The organism is Citrobacter sp. Cpo032, assembly GCF_030332975.1.
Lineage (GTDB): Bacteria > Pseudomonadota > Gammaproteobacteria > Enterobacterales > Enterobacteriaceae > Citrobacter > Citrobacter portucalensis.
On sequence record NZ_JAOWGU010000035.1, the window covers coordinates 118,185 to 143,189 of the forward strand.

23 protein-coding genes are annotated in these 25,005 nt (G+C 53.4%); 16 read left to right on the forward strand and 7 right to left on the reverse strand.

All coding sequences use genetic code 11. The features are described 5' to 3' along the window. Positions 1-10: 10 nt before the first annotated feature. Positions 11-283: a GNAT family N-acetyltransferase gene (locus tag OGY33_RS05580; RefSeq protein ID WP_003033869.1), complete on the forward strand. Its 273-nt coding sequence runs from the start codon at positions 11-13 to the stop codon at positions 281-283. Between the two features lie 42 nt (positions 284-325). Here the strand turns inward: OGY33_RS05580 and OGY33_RS05585 are convergent, their stop codons facing one another. After that, positions 326-1,255, reverse strand: coding sequence for a LysR substrate-binding domain-containing protein (locus tag OGY33_RS05585; protein WP_149608196.1), 930 nt, complete (start codon positions 1,253-1,255; stop codon positions 326-328). Positions 1,256-1,645: 390 nt separating this feature from the next. On the opposite strand from OGY33_RS05585, the gene OGY33_RS05590 reads away from it, so the two are divergent. The 7 genes from OGY33_RS05590 to OGY33_RS05620 all read left to right on the forward strand — a co-directional run bounded on the left by OGY33_RS05590 (position 1,646) and on the right by OGY33_RS05620 (position 10,149). After that, positions 1,646-2,251: an ankyrin repeat domain-containing protein gene (locus OGY33_RS05590; protein ID WP_038633392.1), complete on the forward strand. Its 606-nt coding sequence runs from the start codon at positions 1,646-1,648 to the stop codon at positions 2,249-2,251. A gap of 15 nt (positions 2,252-2,266) precedes the next feature. Next, the gene (locus tag OGY33_RS05595) at positions 2,267-3,166 is read left to right on the forward strand and encodes an oxamate carbamoyltransferase subunit AllH family protein (protein WP_502873595.1); all 900 of its coding nucleotides are present in this window, start codon (positions 2,267-2,269) and stop codon (positions 3,164-3,166) included. Continuing rightward, entirely contained in the window at positions 3,144-4,691 is a 1,548-nt protein-coding gene (gene fdrA / locus OGY33_RS05600) for an acyl-CoA synthetase FdrA (RefSeq protein WP_149608198.1), read from the forward strand. Before OGY33_RS05595 ends, fdrA begins: the two co-directional genes overlap by 23 nt. Beyond that, positions 4,691-6,109: a YlbE family protein gene (locus tag OGY33_RS05605; protein ID WP_149608199.1), complete on the forward strand. Its 1,419-nt coding sequence runs from the start codon at positions 4,691-4,693 to the stop codon at positions 6,107-6,109. Before fdrA ends, OGY33_RS05605 begins: the two co-directional genes overlap by 1 nt. Positions 6,110-6,226: 117 nt before the next feature. Further along, entirely contained in the window at positions 6,227-7,777 is a 1,551-nt protein-coding gene (locus OGY33_RS05610) for a xanthine permease (RefSeq protein WP_286571250.1), read from the forward strand. A 26-nt stretch (positions 7,778-7,803) separates the two neighbouring features. Then, positions 7,804-8,754, forward strand: coding sequence for a carbamate kinase family protein (locus OGY33_RS05615; protein WP_008785727.1), 951 nt, complete (start codon positions 7,804-7,806; stop codon positions 8,752-8,754). A 12-nt stretch (positions 8,755-8,766) separates the two neighbouring features. Continuing rightward, complete coding sequence (locus tag OGY33_RS05620; protein WP_149608200.1) at positions 8,767-10,149, forward strand: amidohydrolase family protein; 1,383 nt, start codon at positions 8,767-8,769, stop codon at positions 10,147-10,149. A gap of 45 nt (positions 10,150-10,194) precedes the next feature. On the opposite strand, the gene OGY33_RS05625 is transcribed toward OGY33_RS05620, so the two are convergent. After that, a complete protein-coding gene (locus OGY33_RS05625) occupies positions 10,195-11,091 on the reverse strand; it encodes a nickel/cobalt efflux protein RcnA (RefSeq protein ID WP_149608201.1) in 897 nt (298 codons plus the stop codon). 120 nt (positions 11,092-11,211) lie between these two features. Here OGY33_RS05625 and rcnR point away from each other — a divergent pair, with 120 nt between their 5' ends. Beyond that, a complete protein-coding gene (gene rcnR / locus OGY33_RS05630; protein ID WP_003825567.1) occupies positions 11,212-11,484 on the forward strand; it encodes a Ni(II)/Co(II)-binding transcriptional repressor RcnR in 273 nt (90 codons plus the stop codon). Between the two features lie 784 nt (positions 11,485-12,268). Here the strand turns inward: rcnR and OGY33_RS05635 are convergent. Both OGY33_RS05635 and OGY33_RS05640 read right to left on the reverse strand, forming a co-directional pair. After that, positions 12,269-13,498: an amino acid permease gene (locus OGY33_RS05635; protein ID WP_008785724.1), complete on the reverse strand. Its 1,230-nt coding sequence runs from the start codon at positions 13,496-13,498 to the stop codon at positions 12,269-12,271. Positions 13,499-13,640: 142 nt separating this feature from the next. Next, positions 13,641-14,096, reverse strand: coding sequence for a multidrug/biocide efflux PACE transporter (locus tag OGY33_RS05640; RefSeq protein ID WP_008785723.1), 456 nt, complete (start codon positions 14,094-14,096; stop codon positions 13,641-13,643). Positions 14,097-14,197: 101 nt separating this feature from the next. On the opposite strand from OGY33_RS05640, the gene OGY33_RS05645 reads away from it, so the two are divergent. The 5 genes from OGY33_RS05645 (at position 14,198) to araE (ending at position 20,351) form a co-directional block, all read left to right on the forward strand. Then, positions 14,198-15,082, forward strand: a complete 885-nt coding sequence (locus OGY33_RS05645; protein ID WP_048225412.1) for a LysR family transcriptional regulator — start codon at positions 14,198-14,200, stop codon at positions 15,080-15,082. Between the two features lie 102 nt (positions 15,083-15,184). After that, the gene (locus OGY33_RS05650; protein ID WP_149608202.1) at positions 15,185-16,363 is read left to right on the forward strand and encodes an acetyl-CoA C-acetyltransferase; all 1,179 of its coding nucleotides are present in this window, start codon (positions 15,185-15,187) and stop codon (positions 16,361-16,363) included. Between the two features lie 599 nt (positions 16,364-16,962). Then, positions 16,963-17,799, forward strand: coding sequence for a 5-dehydro-4-deoxy-D-glucuronate isomerase (kduI, locus tag OGY33_RS05655; RefSeq protein WP_048215619.1), 837 nt, complete (start codon positions 16,963-16,965; stop codon positions 17,797-17,799). A gap of 57 nt (positions 17,800-17,856) precedes the next feature. Continuing rightward, positions 17,857-18,618, forward strand: a complete 762-nt coding sequence (gene kduD, locus OGY33_RS05660) for a 2-dehydro-3-deoxy-D-gluconate 5-dehydrogenase KduD (protein WP_149608203.1) — start codon at positions 17,857-17,859, stop codon at positions 18,616-18,618. A 314-nt stretch (positions 18,619-18,932) separates the two neighbouring features. Beyond that, entirely contained in the window at positions 18,933-20,351 is a 1,419-nt protein-coding gene (gene araE / locus OGY33_RS05665) for an arabinose-proton symporter AraE (protein ID WP_286571290.1), read from the forward strand. Positions 20,352-20,457: 106 nt separating this feature from the next. Here araE and OGY33_RS05670 read toward each other — a convergent pair whose 3' ends face one another. Then, positions 20,458-20,784: a cupin domain-containing protein gene (locus OGY33_RS05670; protein ID WP_048225407.1), complete on the reverse strand. Its 327-nt coding sequence runs from the start codon at positions 20,782-20,784 to the stop codon at positions 20,458-20,460. Between the two features lie 140 nt (positions 20,785-20,924). On the opposite strand from OGY33_RS05670, the gene OGY33_RS05675 reads away from it, so the two are divergent. After that, on the forward strand, positions 20,925-21,632 hold the full coding sequence (locus tag OGY33_RS05675) for an aspartate/glutamate racemase (RefSeq protein ID WP_149608206.1): 708 nt from the start codon (positions 20,925-20,927) through the stop codon (positions 21,630-21,632). Here the strand turns inward: OGY33_RS05675 and OGY33_RS05680 are convergent. Further along, entirely contained in the window at positions 21,604-22,539 is a 936-nt protein-coding gene (locus OGY33_RS05680; protein WP_008785717.1) for a LysR family transcriptional regulator, read from the reverse strand. The genes OGY33_RS05675 and OGY33_RS05680 overlap by 29 nt on opposite strands. A 118-nt stretch (positions 22,540-22,657) precedes the next feature. Here OGY33_RS05680 and lysA point away from each other — a divergent pair, with 118 nt between their 5' ends. Next, positions 22,658-23,914 carry a diaminopimelate decarboxylase gene (gene lysA / locus OGY33_RS05685; RefSeq protein WP_191238152.1) on the forward strand — a complete coding sequence of 419 codons (1,257 nt, stop codon included), beginning with the start codon at positions 22,658-22,660 and terminating at the stop codon, positions 23,912-23,914. A gap of 78 nt (positions 23,915-23,992) precedes the next feature. Here the strand turns inward: lysA and OGY33_RS05690 are convergent, their stop codons facing one another. After that, positions 23,993-25,003: a LacI family DNA-binding transcriptional regulator gene (locus tag OGY33_RS05690; protein WP_008785715.1), complete on the reverse strand. Its 1,011-nt coding sequence runs from the start codon at positions 25,001-25,003 to the stop codon at positions 23,993-23,995. Between the last annotated feature and the right edge of the window lie 2 nt (positions 25,004-25,005).

Consider the following 25,005-nt stretch of genomic DNA (forward strand, 5'->3'; position numbering starts at 1 on the left):
TGAGGGAAGCATGGAAATTCTTGCCGGCCATAACAAGTTTTATGTCAATGATGCTGAGGGCAACCAGGTTGCCGAGATTGTTTTCGTGCCGACGGGCGAGCATCTGAGCATCATTGAACATACCGATGTCGATCCCAGTCTGAAAGGTCAGGGCGTCGGCAAACAGCTGGTGGCGAAAGTGGTAGAGAAGATGCGCGCTGAAAACCGCAAAGTTATTCCGCTGTGCCCGTTTGCCAAACATGAATTTGATAAAACCCGCGAGTACGACGATATCCGCGCCTGATTATCTAATATGCACCGGAAGGTATAACAGCCATCCGGTGCATCACGCCCGATGCAGTAAATCCTGATAAATCCCCGTCAGTATCCCTTGCGGGCCAAACTCTTTTTTAATCCACTGAGTGACACGACCGGTTGCCGAATGCTGGGTTGCCAACAGCATTCGTGAATCCTGACGCGGGTTGTGGATCTGCCGTGTCACCAGCAACGACTTTTCCATCGCCTCGCGCACCATATAGTCTGGCAGAAAACCGATGCCCTCCCCCAGGATCTGGCACTGGCACTTGGTATTAAAATCGGGAACCAGAATCGACTCCTGTCCGTGTAACAGCCAGCCGACCTTCTTATTGATGGTATGTGCGGTGTCTTCCACCATGATGTTCGGGTACAGGCGCAGTTGGCTCTCAGAAATGGGTTCAGGCATAAACGCCAGCGGATGATCCGGGGCAATCGCGAACGACCAACGGATCGCGCCGATCTCGGTGTAATCAATTCCGCCGCCGTCCAGTAATGTATCGGGCGCGCCAATGGCGATATTGGCCTGGTTGTTGATGATCGAATCCCAGACGCCGTTATACACCTCTGTAGTGACGGTTATCTGGCAGGTTGGAAACTGTTTCTTGAGTACCTGCAGCAGCCTCGCCGTATGTTGAGGGGTATACAACAGCTGGTTAATGCAGATGCGCACCCGAGCCTCAATTCCCTGAGCGATGGTATCAATGCTGCGCTTGATGGCGTGGAAATCGTTGAGCAGGTCGGTCGCCTTGCGAAACAGGTAACGCCCGGACTCGGTCAGCTCAATGCTGCGAGTACTGCGGGTAAACAGCACCACGTCGAGACCCATTTCCATGCGCTTAATGGTGTAACTAATTGCCGATGTGGTTAAGCCAAGCTCCTCCGCCGCCTTGCTGAAACTGCTATAGCGGGCAGCCATCGTAAATGCCAGTAGGTTTTCCTCGGTAAATATTGAATTCATCTTTCTCCCCTCCGGCGACAATGCGCATCCGCAACACGATGATTGTTGAATGTATTTGTAATCCTTATACAGAGCAATCAGTTTTGAACAGAATTTAACACCAGTTTTACATTTGATTTGAAGGCAATCACACTTCTGTATTTTAATTGCAGGCCGCTATCCGTGCAGCATACCGCCTGATTTCCCGGACTACTGATTAGTGGCTAAAAGGGGCCCAGCCATAAGGGAAAGATTGCACTACAGCACGTTTTGTCCTCATTGTTAAAATTGATTCAATAATCGATGCGCTAACGATGAATGAAATTTAAGCGGATGTTATTCTCTGCACTCTATTGCTATTCTCAGGTTATCGGATATTTAAAAAGTCTAAAAAACTGCAGGAGAGCGATTATGTCAGAGAAAGAACTCATTACTGAATTTCTGCTGGCGGCAGAACAGGGCAATGCCGATGGATTAAAATCCTGTCTGGCAAAAAATGTGGATATTAACGCCACTAACCGCCAGGGGCGTACTGCCATTATTATTGCCAGCCTGAATAAACATTATGACTGTGTTTCTTTATTGATTGCTGCGGGTGCCGATATTAATAAACAAGATCAAACTTGTTTTAACCCCTTCCTGATTAGCTGCCTGACGAATGATTTAACGCTGTTGCGTACGGTATTACCGGCGAACCCCGATCTCAATTGCCTGAGCCGTTTTGGCGGCGTTGGTATTACACCAGCCAGCGAAAAAGGTCATGTCGAGATCGTGCGCGAGCTGCTGCTGCGTACCGATATCAATGTCAACCATACTAATTTTGTTGGCTGGACGCCGCTCCTGGAAGCCATCGTGCTAAATGACGGCGGTGCGAAGCAGCAGGAGATCGTTAAGCTGCTGCTCGACCATGGCGCAAACCCGCACATGACGGATAAATACGGTAAAACCCCGCTGGAACTGGCGCGAGAGAAAGGGTACCACGAAATTGCCGAGCTGCTGATTGCGGCCGGAGCCTGACACAGGAGCGCCATTATCGCTACGCCATCACGGCGATGCGTACGGGCGCTAACCGCAGACAGCGCGTTTCTCACTTTCCGGGGAACGGGACGGGTTGAACAGGTTTTTTCTCACGCGGTAAACCTGTTGATACCCGAACAGCAGCGGCTGTTGACGTTACTGAGTGAGGATTGTGATAACGCACCTAACAGCTGTCGGTTGGCGCTGACGCATTGTGAAGACCTGTTTCACCCCGGTGAGCGGGTCAATTTTAGCGGGTCGGGAATAGTTGTTGGCAATGATAAATGGATAGAAACCGCCGGTTGCCTGCTGTGGCGAATACCACGGTGGACATCTGATGCAGCAAGCCTTGCCGCAGTCGGCTGGCAGCATTGGGAAGATGTTATCCGCCAACAGCTAAAAAGCGACGACACATTATTTCTGTACCGGGGTGACAATCCGTTTTATCAGGAAATCACCCGTCAATTACTCAACCGCCGACAAACATTACTGATAGCGTTGCGTACAGGAGAAAATATTACTACGGCGGTCAGCCATTTAATTGGTTTGGGGATAGGGCTGACGCCCTCATCGGATGATTATTTAGTAGGCTTAAGCACCATTTTATTTATTTCCGGGCATCCGCTGAGGAAATATCGAGATGATTTTTTAGCGGCATTGCAACGCGCAGGAAATAATACAACGCTACTTAGCAAAATAACGCTAGAGGAAGCATTTAATCAGCGTTATCGGGAAAGCATCGGCCGGCTGCTGAACCAATTTATTACTGAGCAACAACTCGTTTCTACGCAATATATTACTGACATTAAAAATATCGGTTCAAGTTCTGGCTGCGACATGCTGTATGGCATGGCGGATGCCTGCGCCCTGAGCCACAGGTCCGGAGGGAATTATGTCGATCAGGATAGTTGTTAAAAAGAACACGTATTTTGATTCTGTCTCACTGATGTCTATCTCCACGCGCGCAAATAAGCTCGATGGCGTTGAGCAGGCGTTTGTGGCTATGGCGACAGAGATGAATAAGGGTGTGCTGAAGAATCTCGGCTTGCTGACGCCTGAGCTGGAAGAGGCGAAAAGTGGCGATCTGATGATTGTCATTAAAGGCGCCAGCGAGGCGGCGAACGACCAAACGCTGGTGGCGATTGACGATCTGTTTACGCATAAAGAGCAGGGTGGCCAGCATGAAGCGCGCTATGCCACGCTTGCCAGCGCGAAGAAGCATGTTCCTGAGAGCAATCTGGCGGTGATCTCAGTCAATGGCCTGTTTGCCGCGCGTGAAGCGCGCCAGGCTCTGCAAAATAACCTCAATGTGATGCTGTTCTCTGACAACGTCTCTCTTGAGGACGAGCTGGCGCTTAAGCAGCTGGCGCATGAAAAAGGACTGTTGATGATGGGGCCAGATTGCGGAACCGCCATCATTAACGGCGCGGCGCTGTGTTTTGGCAACGCGGTGCGTCGCGGCAACATCGGAATTATTGGTGCCTCCGGTACCGGTAGCCAGGAGCTGAGCGTACGCATTCACGAGTTTGGCGGCGGAATTTCCCAGTTGATTGGCACAGGTGGACGCGATCTGAGTGAAAAGATTGGCGGCCTGATGATGCTTGACGCGATTGGCATGCTGGAGGCCGATCCGCAAACTGAGATCATCGCACTTATCTCCAAACCGCCTGCGCCAGCGGTGGCGCGCAAGGTGCTGGAACGTGCGCGCGCCTGTCATAAGCCCGTGGTGGTGTGTTTCCTCGGACGTGAAGCCGCGCCTGCGGATGAAAAAGGCCTGCAGTTTGCCCGCAGTACTAAAGAGGCGGCGTTGAAAGCGGTACTGCTGACCGGCGTGAAAAAAGAGAGTCTGGATCTGCATCCGCTCAACTGGCCGCTGATTGAAGAGGTTCGCGCCCGTCTGACTCCACAGCAAAAGTACATCCGTGGCTTGTTCTGTGGCGGCACGTTGTGCGATGAGGCGATGTTTGCTGCCATGGAAAAACATGCCGAAGTTTACAGCAACATTCATCCGGATCCGGCATTCCGCCTGAAAGATCTCAACCGCAGCGTGGCGCATACCTTCCTCGATTTCGGTGATGACGATTTTACCAACGGCAAACCGCACCCGATGATCGATCCCACCAACCGCATTAGTCGTCTGTTACAGGAAGCGCGCGATCCTGAAGTTGGCGTGATCGTGATGGACTTCGTCCTTGGATTTGGATCGCATGAAGATCCGGTTGGCGTGATGCTCGATGCGATCGTTGAAGCCAAAGCGATCGCCGTCGCAGACGGTCGTCCGCTTGAGATCCTCGGCTATGTGCTGGGAACCGATCTTGATACGCCGTCGCTGGAAAAACAGTGTCAGATGCTGACCGACGCCGGGGTTATCTGGGCGAGCAGTAGCACCAACACAGGATTGCTGGCGCGTGAATTTATCTGTAAAGGGGAGGAAGCCTGATGAGCCAGACACTGTTTAACCAGCCGCTGAACGTGATTAACGTTGGCATAGCAATGTTCAGCGATGACCTGAAAAAGCAGAACGTACCGGTGACCCAGCTCGACTGGACGCCGCCGGGCCAGGGCAACATGCAGGTCGTGGCCGCGCTGGACGACATTGCCGATTCGCCGCTGGCAGACAAAATCGCGGCCGCTAACCAGCAGGCGCTGGAACGCATTATCCAGTCGCATCCGGTGCTGATTGGCTATGACCAGGCGATCAACGTCGTGCCGGGCATGACCCGTAACACCATCCTGCACGCCGGGCCGCCAATCCGCTGGGAAAAAATGTGCGGCGCAATGAAGGGGGCGGTAACCGGGGCGCTGGTCTTTGAAGGGCTGGCGAAAGATCTGGATGAAGCCGCGGAACTGGCCGCCTCGGGTGAAATCATCTTCTCTCCGTGCCACGAGCATGACTGTGTCGGCTCGATGGCGGGCGTGACATCGGCATCGATGTTTATGCACATCGTCGAGAACAAAACCTATGGCAACCGCGCATATACCAATATGAGCGAGCAGATGGCGAAGATCCTGCGCATGGGCGCGAACGATCAGAGCGTTATCGATCGTTTGCACTGGATGCGCGATGTGCTGGGACCGATGCTGCGCGACGCTATGAAGCTGGCGGGCGAAATCGATCTGCGTCTGATGCTGGCGCAGGCGCTGCACATGGGCGATGAGTGCCATAACCGCAACAATGCCGGGACGGCGCTGCTGATTCAGGCGCTGACGCCGTGGATTATTCAGACCGGTTATCCGGTTGAGCAGCAACGTGAGGTGTTCGAGTTCGTCCTTAGTAGTGATTACTTCTCCGGACCGACCTGGATGGCGATGTGTAAAGCCGCAATGGACGCTGCACACGGTATTGAATACAGCACCGTGGTGACGACGATGGCGCGCAACGGCGTTGAGTTCGGTCTGCGCATTAGCGGTTTACCGGGCCAGTGGTTTACCGGTCCGGCACAGCAGGTGATTGGGCCGATGTTTGCGGGCTACAAGCCGGAAGATTCCGGACGTGATATCGGCGATAGCGCGATAACAGAAACCTACGGCATTGGCGGTTTCGCGATGGCGACGGCACCGGCCATCGTAGCGCTGGTGGGCGGTACGGTCGAAGAGGCCGTTGATTTCTCTCGCCAGATGCGAGAAATCACTCTCGGCGAAAACCCCAACGTCACCATTCCGCTGCTTGGTTTTATGGGCGTACCGACCGCTATCGACATTACGCGCGTGGGCAGCACCGGCATTTTGCCAGTGATCAACACCGCCATTGCGCACAAAGATGCGGGGATCGGCATGATCGGCGCCGGAATAGTTCACCCGCCGTTCGCCTGTTTTGAAAAGGCGATCCTCAACTGGCGCGACCGCTACTGCCAATAACAATAACCGGGGCTAACGCGATTAGCCCCACAGTAGCGAAGCGAAAAACGTTGCTTACCTGCAGGGCTGGGCGATCTCCGCGATCGCAAACGATGCTTAACCTGTTAAGGATATTCCATGAACAGCATAAAACTAGAATGGAAACGTGGTGACTGGGCGGCTTACTTTGGGCTGATGACCAACAACCTGACTAACCTGCTGACAATGATGGGACTGCTCATTTTTGTCGTCGGGATCCCTACCGAAATTGTCTATGGTCGCATTGCGCCTGCCTTTGGTCTGGCGGTGCTGGTGGCCAGCGTCTGCTACGCCTGGTTTGGTCTGCAGATGGCTAAGCACACCGGGCGTAACGACGTAACGGCGCTGCCGTCCGGACCGAGTGCACCGTCAATCTTCACCGTGACCTTCCTGGTGCTGATGCCGGTTTATCAGCAAACCAAAGATGCCAACTTCGCTATCCAGATAGCCCTGGTGTGGTGCTTTGTCGAAGCGTTGATCCTGGTCGGTGGCTCCTTCCTGGGCGAGACCATCCGCAAGATGATCCCGCGTACGGTACTGCTTTCTTGTCTGTCCGGCCTGGGGCTGTTGCTGCTGGCGATGAACCCGATGCTGCAGGCATTCGAAGCGCCGACCGTCTCTTTCATCGTCCTGTTGCTGATCTTCATTAACTGGTTCGGTAAGAAGCCGATTTTTGCCCGTATTCCTACCGGTTTACTGCTGCTGATTGCCGGTACGGCCCTGGCGTGGATCTCCGGTTTACAAAGCCCGGAAGCCATTAAAGCGTCGATGTCTTCCTTTGGCTTCAACCCGCCGGAAATTCATGTCGACAGCTTCCTGCAAGGTTTGCCGCACGCACTGCCGTATCTGGCTTCTGCTGTTCCTCTGGGCCTGGCGAACTACATTTTTGACCTTGAGAACATTGAAAGTGCGCACGCGGCGGGGGATGAGTACAACACCCGTAAGGTCATGATGGCGAACGGCTTTGCCTCCATGCTCGGCTGCATGCTGGGTAACCCGTTCCCGGTGACCGTATATGTTGGGCATGCGGGCTGGAAAGCGATGGGGGCCAGCATCGGTTATACCCTCGCTTCAGGCATCACCATGTTCCTGGTGCCACTGTTTGGGCTGGGCGCGTTTATGCTCGCCATTATTCCGATGACCGCGATAGTGCCGATTCTGGTGTTTATCGGCGTGGTGACCGCCAACCAGGTGGTGCGAGAAACGCCCAAAGTCGAGGTTCCCGTTATCTTCATCTGTCTGTTCCCGTGGATCGCCAACTGGGCATTGACCATCGTCAACAGCGTGATGGGTGCCGCCGGAACTTCCGCGGGGAAACTGGGTAGTGACTTGCTGCACAGCAAAGGTGTCTATTACGACGGACTGGTGCATCTGGGAAGCGGCGCACCGCTGGCCAGCATGCTTTGGGGCTGCGTCGCTATCTTCGCCATTATGAACAAGCCGCTGCGCGGCGCGATTGCCGCAGCCTTTGGCGCGCTGTTATCGCTGTTTGGCGTGATCCACTCCCCGGCGATTGGCTTTGCGGAAGGCAGCTCAATGATGTTTGTTGTGGCCTACCTGATGATGAGCGGCATGTTTGTCCTCAAGCATGTTCTTGATAGCCGTGAAGCGGTGACTGCGCCTGAGCAGGAACCGACGAAAACGACCTGAATTGCCTGCAAGCGGAAGATAACACTATGAAAGAACTTGTGGTCGTTGCCATTGGCGGCAACAGCATTATCAAAGATAACGCCAGCCAGTCGATTGAACACCAGGCTGAAGCGGTGAAAGCGGTAGCGGATACGGTGCTGGAGATGCTGGCATCGGACTACAACATTGTGCTGACGCACGGTAACGGGCCACAGGTAGGGCTGGATCTGCGGCGTGCGGAAATCGCGCACGAGCGTGAAGGGCTGCCGCTTACCCCGCTGGCAAACTGCGTTGCCGATACGCAGGGCGGTATCGGTTATCTGATCCAACAGGCGCTGAATAACCGTCTGGCGCGGCGCGGTGAGCAGAGGGCAGTTACGGTGGTCACGCAGGTGGAGGTCGACAAAAACGATCCGGGCTTCGCTAATCCGACCAAGCCCATTGGAGCGTTCTTTAGCGAAGTGCAGCGTGATGAACTGCAGCGGGTCAATCCGGGCTGGCGCTTTGTTGAGGATTCGGGGCGCGGCTACCGTCGGGTAGTCGCCTCTCCACAACCGAAGCGCATTGTCGAGGCGGAGGCGATCAAAACGCTGACCCAGCAAGGCTTTGTGGTTATTGGCGCGGGCGGCGGCGGGATCCCGGTGGTGCGTAGCGATCAAGGGGATTACCAGAGCGTGGACGCGGTGATTGATAAAGATCTCTCCACGGCGCTACTGGCGCAGGAGATCCGCGCCGACATTTTGGTGATCACCACCGGCGTCGAGCAGGTCTGTATTCATTTTGGCAAACCCAACCAGCAGGCGCTGGATACGGTGGATGTCGCAACGATGACCCGTTACATGCAGGAGGGACATTTCCCGCCTGGCAGCATGTTACCCAAGATCGTTGCCAGCCTGGCGTTTCTGGAGCGTGGCGGTAAACGAGTGATCATCACCACGCCGGAATGCCTGCCTGCCGCACTGCGCGGCGAAACGGGCACCCATATTGTCCATTCCTGAGAGGAGACGTGAATGAAGGAAAGTAACAGCCGCCGTGAATTTTTAAGCCAGAGCGGAAAAATGGTGACCGCTGCCGCGCTGTTTGGCGCGGTCGCTCCGGTCGCGTATGCTGCTAATCCTGTCGGGAACACCTGCGGGTCGAAGAGCACAATGACGATTAACGATAAACACTATTACCTGGATAACGTCCTGCTGGAAGCGGGCTTTGATTACGAAAACTCGGTGGTGGTGCACACCCGTACCGCGCTGCAAACCGTTGAAATCCAGGACGGAAAAATCGTTGCGCTGCGCGAGAATAAGCAGCATCCGGATGCGACGCTGCCCCACTATGATGCGGGTGGAAAGCTGATGCTGCCCGCCATGCGCGACATGCACATCCATCTGGATAAAACCTTTTACGGCGGTCCCTGGCGTTCGCTGAACCGTCCGGCTGGCACCACTATTCAGGATATGATCCGCCTGGAACAAAAGCTGCTGCCTGAACTCCAGCCTTATACGCAGGAGCGCGCAGAAAAGCTGATCGATCTGCTGCAATCAAAAGGCACCTCGATCGCCCGCAGCCACTGCAACATAGAACCGGTTTCCGGGCTGAAAAATCTCGAAAACCTGCAGGCGGTACTGGCGCGTCGTCAGCCGGGTTTTGCCTGTGAAATCGTGGCATTTCCGCAGCATGGCCTGCTGTTATCAAAATCTGAACCGCTGATGCGTGAAGCGATGCAGGCGGGAGCGCATTACGTCGGCGGTCTGGACCCAACCAGCGTCGATGGGGCGATGGAAAAATCCCTCGACACCATGTTCCAGATTGCGCTGGATTACGATAAAGGCGTAGATATCCATCTGCATGAAACCAGCCCGGCGGGCGTGGCGGCGGTGAATTACATGGTGGAAACGGTGGAGAAAACGCCGCAATTAAAGGGCAAATTGACCATCAGCCACGCGTTTGCGCTGGCAACGCTGAACGAACAGCAGGTGGATGCGCTGGCGAGCCGCATGGCGGCACAGCAGATTACCATTGCCTCGACGGTGCCGATCGGCACCTTGCACATGCCGCTCAAGCAGTTGCGCGATAAAGGCGTGGAAGTGATTACCGGAACCGACAGCGTAATTGATCACTGGTCGCCGTACGGGCTGGGCGACATGCTGGAAAAGGCAAATCTGTACGCGCAGCTCTATATTCGCCCCAACGAACTCAACCTGTCGCGGGCGTTGTTCCTCGCCACCGGCGATGTGTTGCCGCTTAACGATAAAGGTGAGCGCGTGTGGCCGAAAGCGCAGGATGAAGCCAGTTTTGTGCTGGTGGATGCCTCTTGTTCGGCAGAAGCGGTCGCGCGAATTTCTCCACGCACCGCGACCTTCCATAAAGGGCAACTGGTGTGGGGGAATGTCGCAAGCTAGCCAGGTTTTACGCGCAGCGGCAAGCGCTGCTGCGCTCTCTTGGTGTTAACCGACGATCCCCATATAGCCGTGAATCCCCATATATAAGCCGACCATCGCAATGAGCACACTGGAAAAATAGGGTGCTTTGCGGGCCATCGTGTTAAATCCGCTCCAGCGTTTGGCCGCCTGCTGCACGCTGATTGCTGCACCCACGCCCACCGTTACCAGCGTCAGCGCCAGTCCGAGGCTGAAGCACAGCACCATAGTCGCGCCCAGCGTGAAGGCTTTGAGCTGGATGCAAATCAGCAGCACCGTAATGGCGGCAGGGCAGGGGATTAACCCGCCGGTCAAACCAAATAGTAATATTTGGCCGTTGGTGACCTCTTTGCCCGCAAAGCGGCGCTGAATATCGGTGGCATGCGCCCGTTCGTGGGCATCCTGATACTCTTTCGATCCTTCGGTGAGTCCTGCCAGTGCGGCATGGTCGTGATTATGCTCGTGTTCGTGATGATGATGATGATCGTCATCGTGGTCATGATGATGGCGGTGATGGTCATCATGATCATGGTGGTGGTGATGCTCGTGATTGTGGTCGTGATGCGTCTGGGCCAGCCAGTTCTGCTCTCCCTGCCAGGTTCGCCAGAACATCCAGAATGCGGTCCCGAGAATAATAATCGCCGAGACAAACTGCAGCCAGGGCTCAACGGCCTGGGCAGTAAACGCTTTGCTGATATACATCCCGCCGAGCGCAATCAGCCATACCACGGCGGTATGCGACAGCGTTGCTGCCAGCCCCAGCATCACCGCCTGTTTGATGGTCCCCTTAATGGCAATAATAAAGGCCGCCATCATCGTCTTGGAATGCCCCGGCTCCAGGCCGTGTAACACCCCCAATAGAATCGCGCTGGGAATGAAAAACCAGGCGTTACCTTGCTGAAGAAGCGTAGAAAACTCACCCATGAGAATGATTCTTAGTTGTTTAATTTCGCCTGATTCTACTCCCCCCCAGTATCAAATACTACCCCCCAGTAGAATGTCGATGGTATTGTCCCTACAGCCAGACGTTAAAAAGGTAAAGTTATGTCACATACGATCCGCGACAAACAAAAGCTGAAAGCCCGAACCAGCAAGATTCAGGGGCAGGTAGCGGCGTTGAAAACCATGCTGGATGAACCGCATGAATGCGCGGCAGTATTGCAGCAAATAGCGGCGATCCGCGGGGCAGTAAACGGATTAATGCGTGAAGTGATTAAAGGTCATCTGACCGAGCACATTGTGCATCAGGGCGATGAAATTAAGCGCGAAGAGGATTTGGATGTGGTCCTGAAAGTGCTGGATTCGTACATCAAATAAGTCAGTTTAACGGCTCATCCACGTTCAATACCGTCCAGTTAAGCATGTAGGGTGAACATGTGATTCTTTCTCAGGGTTCCGTTCACCTCAGCAGTGTTATTTTTCTGAAGCATTGATACCTGTGAACGTGTAAAGGGCGTTCTTCGCCACGCCCTTTACAATCCCGGCTCCCGGCGGGAAAATTGCCGCTCCGCGGTCCCCTCCGCTTATTCCTCCAGGCTACCGGGTCGGGCGCGAGGAAGCATCCCTGCAAAGCGCGCCCTGAGCCAGCATCCATGCTGGCTCTCCCGGGCTTACGGAAACACGTCGGCAATTTTCAGCCGGACCAGCCCACACCTCACCATCTGCGTTTTTGGTCTGAACAGCAAAACAGATTTAACTGGAAATCAGAGCGTTGAAGCGATGACTCGGGTCCGGCTGAAAATCGATGAGGAGTTGACGTCTGACCGGGGCTGTCCGCAGGGATGCGGACAGAGGGGACGGGCTGCATGGACGCAGGCTCGGCCCCGACCCGACAGGCAGACGGCATAAGACGAATGAATCGCGTAGCGACGATTTTCCCGCCGGGAGCCTGGGTTGCAAGGGAGGCGGCGGTGAGCCTCCCTTGCACGTTCACAGGAATCGGTGCTTCAGAGAAACGATGAACATGAGGTGAACGGAACCCTTCTCTGAGATAGCATGTTCATTACTTCCGCCAACACAGGTTGAAACTTTCTGAAATTGAGTCGTTAACTGAACGACATCGCACCCACTTTCAGGAGAATGAGCCGCTAAACAACACGTTCTAGCCAAAAAACATCACAGATACGCACAGCAGACCGACAATCAGGGTGATCAGATTACCCACTGAACGGTATGGCTTCAGCGCCGGGATCAGATAGGTAGACAATGTCGGCATGATAAACAGAATCATAGCAATCAGCGGGCCGCTTATCGCGTAAATCATTGAAATGGCATTAGGATTAATGCAGCAGATGATAAACGTGATAGCCGAGACCAGCATGATGGACAGAGCGCGGTTAAAGGCCCGGCTTTTCTTCACACCCACCTGATGCAACGACGTTTTTACTACCTCCGTTGCCCCTTCAATCACGCCAAAGTAGGTGCCGAGGAACGATTTTGACATCGCGACAACGGCAACGATGATCCCGGAAATCGACAGCCATGCCGGTGCGTTTGGCATCATCGACAGCGCGGAAAGAATCGTCACGCCTTCATTTTTCGCGTCTTCGATATAGTTTGTCGGAATCGAAAGCAAGCAGCTGAAGACGAAAAACAGTACGCTCAGGCAGATGATAACGTAGGCTACCTTCATGATTTTTTTGCATTTACCCATGGCCTGCTCGCCGTATTTCTCTCGTCTGTCGATGGCGAACGTAGAGATAATTGGCGTATGGCTAAAAGCGAAAACCATCACGGGAATAGATATCCAAACCTGATGAAGCGTGTGCTGATCGAAAGACATCTGGCCGGTGAGTAGCGTTGGCTGCCAGCTTCCGGTCAGGTAGAGCGAAAGGAACAAAAAGTACGCGATGAGGGGGAACACCAAAAAGCCCATGACCCGAATAGTGGCTTGCCGGCCCATCAGAAAAATCAGGTTCAGCACCAGCACCACGCCAAGGCTGACCAACATGCGGATCCGCAGATCGATAGTGATATGTTTTGCCAGCTGTTCAGTGAGTGAATTGGTTATCGCTACGGCGTAGATCAGCACCACCACAAAGAAGGCAATAAAATAGAGGGTGGTGATCAGGCTGCCAATCTTCTTACCGTAGTAGTGGGTAACCGCGCCAGTGATCCCTTCACCAGCCGACGTTTTTGAGGACAGGATAAACTGGCATAGCGCCTTGTGCGGCCAGTAGGTTAAAGGCCAGGCGACGAGTGCGGTGATAAACAATACCACCGCGCCTGCAGAACCCAGCTGTATGGGTAGGAATAGGGTTCCTGCGCCGACGGCAGTCCCATATAGTGCGAAGCTCCAGAGAGTCTCTTCTTTTGACCAAAATTTCGACATTATTTGAACGTATCAACTATAAAATAAACAAAAAGAAGCGCAATTTACCACAAATGGCAGGGGCTGGGGGAGGTGTGAACAAGAGGGCGAGTGAATGGGACAATAGCCGGAACCGAGAAGATTCCGACTATTATTTTAATTATCAGGCAGTAACGCGCTGCTGGCGGCGCTTCATAACGCGCTCGCGTAACGTGTCATAAGCCCAGTTATAGAACATGGTGTACGGCAGGAAGAACAGGAAGAAACCTATTTCCAGCGTGAATGCCTGAACCAGGCTGACGTTCAGCACATACGCCACGATGCTCACCCCGATCACAATAAAACCGCTCTCGAAGCCTAACGCGTGAAATGCTCGCACTTTCGCCGTACGTTTTACCAGGTGCGACGGCCACAAACGGTCAAACAGGGCGTTATAAATGATATTCCAGATCATCGCAGTGGTGGCGAGAAGAATGGTCAGTCCGCCCATTTCCAGTACCGAGCGCTGCATCAACCATGCGGTGGTTGGTGCGAGGATCGCGGTGGCAATGCCTTCAAAGCAGACGGCATGAAAAATACGCTCAACTAACGAGCGGCGTTGGACAGTATCGTGTTGCATAACCTAAAACCTTCTTTGATGCCCGGATAACGGAATGGTGGCAATTTTATCGTTTTATGTGATATCTAAAAGATAGTATCCATCGATAAAGTAGATAGTTCATGCGTTATTCTCCTGAAGCATTAACGGCATTTGTGGAGACCGTTTCCTGCGGTTCATTTTCTGCGGCGGGCCGGCGGTTGCGTAAAAGCCAGTCCACTATCAGTACGGCCATTGCGCATCTGGAAGCCGATCTTGGTTTTGCGCTGTTTGACCGTTCATCCCGCCAGCCAACGCTGACCGAGGAAGGTAAGCGGGTGTTGGGCTATGTGCAGGCTATTCTGACGGCCAGCGAACGTCTCGATGAGGCGGCGATCTCGCTGTCGGGTGAAACTGAGGCGCGTCTAACCTTTGTGCTGTCTGACACGCTGCATCCGGATGTGCTGGAAGAGTTGATGGTGCAGTTTGATCGCAAGTTTCCCCATACCGAGTTTGAATGCCTGATTGGTGAAGATGAAGACGTGATCGATCTGCTGCAAAAAGGACGTGCTCAGGTGGGGTTGATCGAGGCGCGGGAGGATTACCCGACCGACATGGGCGTTACGCGTCTGCCGATGCAAACCTGGATGGGATTATACGTTGCAGCGTCGCATCCGCTCGCGGCTCAAGAAAAACTGCAGTGGGAGCAGCTACACACCTGGCGCGAGCTGCGCTTGAATACCTATCTGGAAAGCGGCACCAACGTGGCGCGCGGTCCCGTCTGGTCTGCTCCTAACTACCTGTTATTGCTAAGTATGGCTGTTCAGGGATTCGGCTGGTGCGCGCTCCCTTGTGCGCTGGTGGAGGAGTTTGCGGCAGAAAAACCACTGGTGCAATTAAAGATGCCTGGCTGGCCAAAGGCTATCTCTATCGATCTGTTGTGGAATAAGAAATCACCGCCTGGTGTGGCAGGAAGTTGGCTGCGTGACCATTTACAGCAGAGTGGCGTTCAGATGACCAATAAGTGATACGAATTTCCTTTGTGATAAAAATCACCGTTTTTAAACAACCTTGATAACTATTTTTAACAATCATCTACTATTGCGGTGTTATTTTGCGCTGAGGTAGTGATGAAAGAGGTTGTGATCGTCGGGGCATTAAGGACACCGATTGGCTGCTTCCAGGGGACGCTGGCGCGCCACTCTGCCGTTGAGTTAGGCAGCATGGTGGTCAAGGCGTTACTGGAACGCACGGGCGTGGACGTTCACGCTGTGGATGAAGTGATCCTCGGACAGGTGCTTACCGCAGGTGCCGGGCAGAACCCTGCGCGTCAGTCTGCCATCAATGGTGGGCTACCCAATACCGTTTCCGCCATCACCATTAACGATGTCTGTGGCTCGGGTCTGAAAGCGCTGCATCTGGCGACCCAGGCTATCCAGTGTGGCGAAGCCGACATTGTGATTGCGGGCGGGCAAGAGAATATGAGCCGTGCACCGCATGTCCTTACCGATAGCCGCACTGGCGCACAGCTGGGGAACAGCCAACTGGTCGACAGCCTGGTACATGACGGTCTGTGGGATGCCTTCAACGATTATCACATGGGCGTTACCGCGGAAAACCTGGCGCGAGAATACGGAATCAGCCGCGAATTGCAGGATGCCTACGCGCTGCACTCGCAGCACAAAGCGCGGATGGCAATTGATGCCGGACGCTTTAAAGATGAAATCGTGCCGGTGGTAACACAGCGTAATGGGCAATCGTTCGTGGTGGACACCGACGAACAACCGCGTACCGATGCCAGCGCCGAGGGGCTGGCGCGTCTGGATCCTACCTTTGACACACTCGGTTCGGTAACGGCGGGTAACGCGTCATCCATCAACGACGGTGCTGCTGCGGTGATGATGATGAGCGAGGCCAAGGCGCAGGAACTTAACTTACCTGTGTTGGCCCGTATTCGCGCCTTTGCCAGCGTCGGGGTCGATCCCGCGCTCATGGGGATTGCGCCAGTGTATGCAACGCGCCGCTGCCTTGAGCGCGTGGGCTGGCAACTGGCTGATGTTGATCTTATCGAAGCTAATGAAGCCTTCGCCGCGCAGGCATTATCCGTTGGGAAAATGCTGGAGTGGGATGAACGGCGGGTGAATGTGAACGGCGGGGCCATTGCGCTCGGCCATCCGATTGGCGCTTCTGGCTGTCGTATTCTGGTTTCGCTGGTACATGAAATGGTGAAACGTCGGGCGCACAAGGGCCTGGCAACACTGTGTATTGGTGGTGGTCAGGGGGTGGCGCTCGCTATCGAACGAGACTAATCCCCGTCATACTTCAAGCTGCATGTGCGTTGGCTTTACTCGTTCACCCCAGTCACGTACTTATGTACGCTCCGGGGAATTCGCTGCGTCGCCGCCTTCCTGCAACTCGAATTATTTAGGGTATATATTTTTCTTCTCGAACAGTTTTCTGCCGTGTTATCTCTTCCTCTATAAAAAAGCCCTCCAACAGGAGGGCAAGGCCAGTTACAGAAACATACACTCTAAACCCTGCCAACATATCAAAACGTTGTTTCATTTCATGTGATTGATAGCGCACTTTGTTAGAAAAGGTGTGTGAATGACGTATGAGCCTGGCTGTATTTTCAATATCTTATCCCTGCCACTAATGATCTACTCTTTTGTATTTTTATCTATCTAATTGTTTTAAATGATTTTATTGAAATCATTTTTGCGATTTATATGCGCTAGCGTGATCGCACTTACACTTTTGATAATAAGATGCGGAAAAAGTGAAACATCGTTTTAGTTATAATTGAAAACACATTCAGGGAGGGATATCATGAGCGCATAAGATAAAACGGAACAGCGTTTTGCTATTCGTTTAAGCATTCACGGTCAATTTATCACTGGAGGTAAATGTGGACGTAAGACAAAGCATCCATAGTGCGCATGCGAAAACCCTGGACACTCAGGGGCTGCGTAATGAGTTTTTGGTCGAAGAAGTGTTTGTCGCAGATGAATACACCATGGTCTACAGCCACATCGACCGCATCATTGTTGGCGGCATTATGCCAGTGGCCAAAACCGTCTCTGTGGGTGGCGAAGTCGGCAAACAGCTGGGCGTAACCTATTTCCTCGAACGTCGTGAGCTGGGTGTGATCAACATCGGTGGCCCGGGCACGATTACCGTTGACGGCCAGTGCTATGAAATTGGCCATCGCGACGCGCTGTACGTCGGAAAAGGGGCAAAAGAAGTGGTATTCGCCAGTATTGATACGGCGAAACCGGCGAAGTTTTACTACAACTGCGCGCCGGCACACACGACTTACCCAACTAAGAAAGTCACGCCTGCAGACGTTGCGCCAGTGACGCTGGGTGATGACCTCACCAGTAACCGTCGTACCATCAACAAATACTTTGTGCCGGATGTTCTGGAAACCTGCCAGTTGAGCATGGGTCTGACTGAGCTGGCTCCGGGTAACCTGTGGAACACCATGCCGTGTCATACCCATGAACGTCGTATGGAAGTCTATTTCTATTTCAATATGGAAGAAGACACCTGCGTCTTCCACATGATGGGTCAGCCTCAGGAAACGCGTCATATTGTGATGCACAACGAGCAGGCGGTGATTTCTCCAAGCTGGTCTATTCACTCCGGTGTCGGCACAAAAGCTTATACGTTCATTTGGGGCATGGTCGGCGAAAACCAGGTCTTTGATGATATGGACCATGTTGCAGTAAAAGATCTGCGCTAGTTGCGGGCGACAGCCGTGCCTGCTGCGGCGGGCATTATAAAAAATTAAGGATTTACAATGATTTTGAATGCATTCTCTCTTGAAGGTAAAGTCGCCGTTGTGACCGGTTGTGACACAGGTTTGGGTCAGGGTATGGCGCTGGGCCTGGCTGAAGCGGGCTGCGATATCGTCGGTATCAATATTGTTGAACCGACAGAAACCATCGAACGCGTGACCGCACTGGGCCGCCGTTTTTTAAGCCTGACCGCCGATCTGCGTCAAATCGATGGTATTCCGGCACTGCTGGAGCGCGCAGTGGCAGAATTCGGCCATATCGATATTCTGGTCAACAACGCGGGTCTTATCCGTCGTGACGATGCGATCAACTTCAGCGAAAAAGACTGGGATGACGTGATGAACCTGAACATTAAGAGCGTGTTCTTTATGTCTCAGGCTGCGGCGAAGCACTTTATCGCTCAGGGTAACGGCGGCAAAATTATCAATATCGCCTCTATGCTTTCCTTCCAGGGCGGGATCCGCGTGCCGTCTTACACCGCATCTAAAAGCGGCGTAATGGGTGTTACCCGTCTGATGGCGAACGAGTGGGCAAAACATAACATCAACGTCAACGCGATTGCACCGGGTTACATGGCGACGAATAACACTCAACAGCTGCGTGCTGATGAGCAACGTAGCGCAGAGATCCTCGATCGTATCCCGGCGGGTCGTTGGGGTCTGCCGAGCGACCTGATGGGGCCTGTCGTGTTCCTGGCGTCCAGCGCATCTGACTATATCAACGGCTATACCGTTGCAGTAGATGGCGGCTGGCTGGCACGTTAATTCGCTTTCCAGAACCGTTAAACCCTGCCCTCTGGCAGGGTTTTTTTATATTCGGATCATTAAAATCCATATTGTGGTTATAAATTATTCCATATTAAATTTCATACGTATAAATTTATTGTTTTAATATTCTTTAATATCAATGAATTAAATTTAATTGAGTGATTGTCGGTAAATTTTAAAATTGGAATATCCATCACATAACCATGTGGTGTAGCTATTTAATCCATGTTTTTGCCGTTTCCCGCCTGACGCTTCCTGCAAGGGATCCCTTACTTTCAATGGCATGGTTACTCTGTATCTGGCAGGAAAAAATGGTCTCAATAAATAATGATGCTGCTTTAGCGCCGCGCCCAGTGCGCGATACGCGACGTATGAATATGTTTGTTTCTATCTCTGCGGCTGTCGCAGGGTTGTTATTCGGCCTGGATATTGGCGTGATTGCTGGCGCGTTGCCTTTTATCACCGATCACTTTGTGTTGACCAGCCGCCTGCAGGAGTGGGTGGTAAGCAGCATGATGCTGGGTGCGGCAATTGGTGCGCTGTTTAACGGTTGGTTGTCATTCCGCCTGGGGCGCAAATACAGCCTGATGGCGGGCGCGATCCTTTTCGTCGCCGGATCTCTGGGCTCGGCGTTTGCCTCCAGCGTAGAAATGCTCATTTTTGCCCGCGTGGTGCTGGGCGTTGCGGTGGGGATCGCGTCTTACACCGCACCGCTCTATCTCTCCGAAATGGCTAGCGAAAACGTGCGTGGCAAGATGATCAGTATGTATCAGCTGATGGTGACGCTGGGCATCGTTCTGGCCTTTTTGTCCGATACCGCGTTCAGCTACAGCGGTAACTGGCGCGCTATGCTTGGCGTGCTGGCGCTTCCGGCTGTATTGCTGATTATTCTGGTTGTTTTCTTGCCCAACAGCCCGCGCTGGCTGGCGGAGAAAGGTCGCCACATCGAAGCTGAAGAAGTACTGCGTATGTTGCGCGATACGTCAGAAAAAGCCCGCGATGAGCTGAACGAAATCCGTGAAAGCCTGAAGCTAAAGCAGGGGGGTTGGGCGCTGTTTAAAATTAACCGTAACGTGCGTCGCGCGGTTTTCCTCGGAATGTTACTGCAGGCGATGCAGCAGTTCACCGGGATGAACATCATCATGTATTACGCGCCGCGCATTTTTAAAATGGCGGGTTTTACCACCACAGAGCAGCAGATGATTGCCACGCTGGTAGTTGGTTTAACGTTTATGTTCGCCACTTTTATTGCCGTCTTCACGGTCGACAAAGCAGGACGTAAACCGGCGCTGAAAATTGGTTTCAGCGTAATGGCCATCGGGACGCTGGTGCTCGGATATTGCCTGATGCAGTTTGATAACGACACGGCTTCCAGTGGATTATCCTGGCTGTCAGTTGGCATGACGATGATGTGTATTGCAGGCTATGCAATGAGCGCCGCGCCGGTGGTGTGGATTCTGTGTTCGGAAATTCAGCCACTGAAATGCCGTGATTTTGGTATTACCTGCTCCACCACCACCAACTGGGTGTCGAACATGATCATTGGCGCAACGTTCCTGACGCTGCTCGACAGCATTGGCGCCGCCGGTACGTTCTGGCTTTATACCGCGCTGAACGTTGTGTTTATCGGTATTACGTTCTGGCTGATTCCAGAAACCAAAAACGTCACGCTGGAGCATATCGAACGTAAGCTGATGGCAGGCGAAAAGTTAAGAGATATTGGGGTGTAAGTCAGACAAGCATGCCGGATAGCGATTCAGCCTTATCCGGCCTGCGAGTGGAGTCTCTTACAGGCCGGGAAAGCGTCAACGCGACCCGGCTTTTTTATTTAGCACCTTACCCGTGCAGAAAATCTTCGCGAATTGGGGTAAAGGTATCCAACAGCGTTCCCGGTTTTAAGCAGACGCAGCCATGCATAATGTTGGGCTGTTTATACAGGGTATCGCCCGCCCTAACGATATGTTTCTCTTCGCCGATGGTAAATTCAAACTCACCGGACAACACGTAAGTCAGCTGTTCGTGCGGATGATTGTGCATCGGGCCGATTGCGCCTTGCTCGAAGTTCACCTCAACCGCCATCATGTTACCGTCATGAGCAAGAATACGCCGGGTAACGCCATTGCCCAGATCGTCAAGCGTGGTCTCTTTATGAAAAATAAACATCCGGCCTTCCTGTAATAATTAAAACAATGTTTCATTAAACCTATATCAGAAAATTAAAAAAAGAAATGCACGCCAACAGATGTGGAAAGTTGATCACATCTTTGATTCACTGGAGAGACAACAACGAGTCAGGGGAAATGATGAAAACGATCGGTCTGTTAGGCGGTATGAGCTGGGAATCTACCATTCCTTATTATCGACTCATTAATGAAGGCATAAAACAGCGTCTGGGAGGTCTGCATTCTGCGCAGATTCTGTTGCACAGCGTGGATTTTCACGAGATTGAATTCTGCCAGTCAAGCGGTGACTGGCAGCGAGCCGGTGAGATCCTCGCGCAGGCCGCCACAGGGCTACAGCAAGCCGGGGCGCAAGGAATTGTGCTGTGTACCAACACCATGCACAAAGTTGCTGAGGCGATTGAAAGCGCCTGTGATGTGCCGTTTCTGCATATTGCCGACGCGACGGGGCGGGCGATACAAAAGCAGCAAATGAGCAACGTGGCGCTACTGGGTACGCGTTACACCATGGAGCAGGATTTTTACCGCGGGCGTTTACAGACTGAATTCGGCATTAGCACGCTGATCCCTGAAGCTGAGGATCGTCAGAAAATAAACCAGATTATTTTCGATGAGCTGTGTCTCGGTGAATTCAGCGAGGCTTCCCGCGATTATTACCTGGGCGTCATCGACCAACTGGCGAAACAGGGGGCGCAAGGGGTTATCTTTGGCTGTACCGAGATTGGTCTGCTGGTTCCCACCGAGCTAAGCCCACTACCGGTTTTCGACACCGCGGCAATCCATGCGCAAGATGCGGTGGCGTTTATGCTTTCGGCTGCGGATGCAAAATAGCCTCCAGTGGGTCAATAAGCCTCGGTAGATGGGCCTGCAGATGCGCCGTAAAAGCATCAACCAGCGCCGAGGCGGGGCGATGAAGCGGGTGAATCAGGCTGACTGTAAAGGGGACCGAAATACTGAAGCGGCGGATAACGACTCCGCTGCTGGCGTAATCCAGCGCGGTCAGTGGGTTCACCACCGAGATCCCCACACCTGCCCGTACCATTGCACAAATTGAAGCGGCGCTATGGGTTTCAATCACCATGCGGCGCTTCACCTGGTGCTCATTAAACAGTGTATCCAGTAGCTGACGGTAGCTGTCGGTGCGCGACAGGCTGATGTAGTTTTCTCCCTGAAAATCCTGCGGCGTTAACACCGCTTTCTTAGTCAGCGGATGGCCCTGCGGCAGCACGCACACTTCATCCAGCGCCAGCAATTCGGTGCGTTTCGTTCCGGCAGGCGTATGCAGCGTTTCCGTTAACCCCAGATCGTGGCGCTGCGCCGACAGCCACTCTTCCAGCAGCGGTGACTCCTGCGGCACTATCTGAATATTGACCTGTGGATAGCGAGCGAGGAATGGCTGCAGCAGCGGCGGTAAAAAAGACTGTGAGAATACCGGCAGGCAAACAATCGACAATTCGCCTTGGCGAAACTCGCGCAGGCTTTCGGCGGCGCTCACAATTCTGTCCAGGCCATACCACGAACGTTGCACCTCTTCAAACAGACGTAACCCTTGCACGGTTGGATGCAGTCGGCCACGCGTACGTTCAAACAGCGTTAATCCCAGCACTTTCTCGAATCGGGCCAGTTCCCGGCTGACGGTGGGCTGCGAGGTATGTAGCATGCGCGCAGCTTCTGTCAGATTACCTGCCGTCATGATGGCGTGAAAAATTTCGATGTGTCGCAGGTTAACGGCGGGCATGGGCAATCCTCGAATGAATCAATCCATATCATTTTTGCATAGACTCACGATAAAACGATATTTTTTATTCTTTTCGGGCTGTGGCGTAATCATAAAAAAGCCAATATCGGAGCACACTATGCCACGCCCACTCAATAGTACTGACACTGACCTGAACGCCGACAACCTGCTGCGCCTGCCTGCCGAATTCGGCTGCCCGGTGTGGGTCTATGATGCTCAGATTATCCGCGGGCAGATTGCCAAATTGAGTCAGTTTGACGTGGTGCGTTTCGCCCAAAAGGCATGTTCGAATATTCATATTTTGCGCCTGATGCGCGAGCAGGGCGTGAAGGTTGATTCCGTCTCGCTTGGCGAAATTGAACGTGCGCTGGCGGCAGGCTTCGTACCGGGGAAAGATGAAATCGTCTTTACCGCCGATATGATTGATGAAGCGACGCTCGCGCGGGTGCATGAATTGCGCATTCCGGTAAATGCCGGGTCGGTGGATATGCTGGAACAACTGGGCCAGGTCTCGCCGGGCCATCGCGTGTGGCTACGCGTAAACCCTGGCTTTGGGCATGGGCACAGTCAGAAAACCAATACCGGCGGCGAAAACAGCAAGCACGGGATCTGGTATAGCGATCTTCCCGCGGCGCTGGAGGTGATTCAGCGCTATAAGCTAAAGCTGGTGGGGATTCATATGCATATCGGCTCCGGCGTGGACTATGCGCATCTGGAGCAGGTGTGCGGTGCGATGGTGCGCCAGGTGGTTGAATTTGGCCAGGATCTGGAGGCGATCTCCGCGGGTGGCGGTTTATCAATCCCGTATCGTGAAGGCGAAGAGGCTATCGATACCGATCACTACTTTGGATTGTGGAACGCTGCGCGTGAACAGATTGCTAAACACCTGGGTCACCCGGTCGCGCTTGAGATAGAGCCGGGTCGTTTTCTGGTCGCGGAAGCCGGTGTGTTAGTGGCGCAGGTGCGTAGCGTAAAAGAGATGGGTAGCCGCCATTTTGTGCTGATCGATGCGGGCTTCAACGATCTAATGCGCCCGGCCATGTACGGTAGTTATCACCATATCTCCGCGCTGGCAGGGGATGGTCGCTCTCTGGAACACACCCCACATCGGGAAACCGTGGTAGCCGGGCCGCTGTGCGAATCTGGTGACGTGTTTACCCAGCAGGAGGGCGGAAATGTGGAAACCCGTCTGTTGCCTGCGGTGGTGCCGGGCGATTATCTGGTGCTGCATGATACCGGGGCGTACGGCGCGTCAATGTCGTCAAACTACAATAGCCGTCCGCTGTTGCCGGAAGTTTTGTTCGATAACGGCGTGGCGCGACTGATTCGCCGTCGCCAGACCATTGATGAGCTGTTAGCGCTGGAATTAATCTGATTACAGCGTTGTGAAATGCCGGATGGCGCTACGCTTATCCGGCCTACAAGATTAACTGCGCCGCCATCCGGCATTTGATTACTTAAAGTATGGCCCGAGCGTTACTGAGTCACGTAGTACCAGTTTGCCGGTGAACGGTGGGATTGGCTCGACGCTCTCGCCGTTGGCCAGCCGGATAGCCTGGTCGATTGCCGTGGTTATCATGGTATCAATCGGTAGATAAACGGTAGACAGCCCCGGCTCCAGCCATTTGGCGCTGGGCGCATCATCAAAACCAAACAGTGAGACGTCCGTTGGGATCCTCAGCCCGGCCTGATGTAACGCTTTTGATGCGCCTAATGCCATGTCATCGTTACAGGCAAACAGGGCGCTAAATTTTACCCCTTCCTCCAGCAGTTCACGGCAGGCCTCATAGCCTCGCGTCATCGTGGAGTCGCCGTATTTGACCTTATCGGGATCCCAGGGAATACCGTTTTTTTCCAGCGCCTTACGATACCCCATCAGGCGGGATTTACCGGTAGGCGTATGGCCTGGCACAGTGATACAAGCAATATCGCTATGGCCCTGGGAGATCAGGTAATTGACCGCCTGATAGGCCGCGTCTTCCTGTTCAAAGAAAATTGCGCGATCGCGGGCCTGGCTGACATCACGGTTGATGACCAGCAAGGGCATAGCAATGCTGTTCATCAACGACATAATCGCCTTTTCACTCATATAGCGGGTATAGAGAATAATGGCGTCGCACTGCCTGTCCGCCAGCATTTGCACGGCTTCCTGCTCACGCTCTGGTGTGTCGTGGCCGTCGGTGACGATCAACTGCTTGCCGTGAGATTCCGTCTGGCGTGAAGCCTGTTGCAGCAGGCGGCCAAAGTAGAATCCATCAAATGTGGAAACTACCAGACCAATGCTGTTGCTGGTGCGGTTTGCCAAAGAGCGCGCTAAAAAATTAGGCCGATAATCAAGTGCCTGCATGGCCTTAAACACTTTCTGGCGCGTGCTCTCTTTTACCTGACCCGTGCCATTCAGTACGCGCGAAACGGTCGCTTTTGAGACGCCTGCGTGTCGTGAAACGTCCAACATCGTAGTCATAA

What these genes read in the sequence shown, in the direction of transcription:
- OGY33_RS05580 (WP_003033869.1), top strand. Translation starts at nt 11, where the DNA reads ATGGAAATTCTTGCCGGCCATAACAAGTTTTATGTCAATGATGCTGAG.
- OGY33_RS05585 (WP_149608196.1), bottom strand. Translation starts at nt 1,255, where the DNA reads ATGAATTCAATATTTACCGAGGAAAACCTACTGGCATTTACGATGGCT.
- OGY33_RS05590 (WP_038633392.1), top strand. Translation starts at nt 1,646, where the DNA reads ATGTCAGAGAAAGAACTCATTACTGAATTTCTGCTGGCGGCAGAACAG.
- fdrA (WP_149608198.1), top strand. Translation starts at nt 3,144, where the DNA reads ATGTCGATCAGGATAGTTGTTAAAAAGAACACGTATTTTGATTCTGTC.
- OGY33_RS05605 (WP_149608199.1), top strand. Translation starts at nt 4,691, where the DNA reads ATGAGCCAGACACTGTTTAACCAGCCGCTGAACGTGATTAACGTTGGC.
- OGY33_RS05610 (WP_286571250.1), top strand. Translation starts at nt 6,227, where the DNA reads ATGAACAGCATAAAACTAGAATGGAAACGTGGTGACTGGGCGGCTTAC.
- OGY33_RS05615 (WP_008785727.1), top strand. Translation starts at nt 7,804, where the DNA reads ATGAAAGAACTTGTGGTCGTTGCCATTGGCGGCAACAGCATTATCAAA.
- OGY33_RS05620 (WP_149608200.1), top strand. Translation starts at nt 8,767, where the DNA reads ATGAAGGAAAGTAACAGCCGCCGTGAATTTTTAAGCCAGAGCGGAAAA.
- OGY33_RS05625 (WP_149608201.1), bottom strand. Translation starts at nt 11,091, where the DNA reads ATGGGTGAGTTTTCTACGCTTCTTCAGCAAGGTAACGCCTGGTTTTTC.
- rcnR (WP_003825567.1), top strand. Translation starts at nt 11,212, where the DNA reads ATGTCACATACGATCCGCGACAAACAAAAGCTGAAAGCCCGAACCAGC.
- OGY33_RS05635 (WP_008785724.1), bottom strand. Translation starts at nt 13,498, where the DNA reads ATGTCGAAATTTTGGTCAAAAGAAGAGACTCTCTGGAGCTTCGCACTA.
- OGY33_RS05640 (WP_008785723.1), bottom strand. Translation starts at nt 14,096, where the DNA reads ATGCAACACGATACTGTCCAACGCCGCTCGTTAGTTGAGCGTATTTTT.
- OGY33_RS05645 (WP_048225412.1), top strand. Translation starts at nt 14,198, where the DNA reads ATGCGTTATTCTCCTGAAGCATTAACGGCATTTGTGGAGACCGTTTCC.
- OGY33_RS05650 (WP_149608202.1), top strand. Translation starts at nt 15,185, where the DNA reads ATGAAAGAGGTTGTGATCGTCGGGGCATTAAGGACACCGATTGGCTGC.
- kduD (WP_149608203.1), top strand. Translation starts at nt 17,857, where the DNA reads ATGATTTTGAATGCATTCTCTCTTGAAGGTAAAGTCGCCGTTGTGACC.
- araE (WP_286571290.1), top strand. Translation starts at nt 18,933, where the DNA reads ATGGTCTCAATAAATAATGATGCTGCTTTAGCGCCGCGCCCAGTGCGC.
- OGY33_RS05670 (WP_048225407.1), bottom strand. Translation starts at nt 20,784, where the DNA reads ATGTTTATTTTTCATAAAGAGACCACGCTTGACGATCTGGGCAATGGC.
- OGY33_RS05675 (WP_149608206.1), top strand. Translation starts at nt 20,925, where the DNA reads ATGAAAACGATCGGTCTGTTAGGCGGTATGAGCTGGGAATCTACCATT.
- OGY33_RS05680 (WP_008785717.1), bottom strand. Translation starts at nt 22,539, where the DNA reads ATGCCCGCCGTTAACCTGCGACACATCGAAATTTTTCACGCCATCATG.
- lysA (WP_191238152.1), top strand. Translation starts at nt 22,658, where the DNA reads ATGCCACGCCCACTCAATAGTACTGACACTGACCTGAACGCCGACAAC.
- OGY33_RS05690 (WP_008785715.1), bottom strand. Translation starts at nt 25,003, where the DNA reads ATGACTACGATGTTGGACGTTTCACGACACGCAGGCGTCTCAAAAGCG.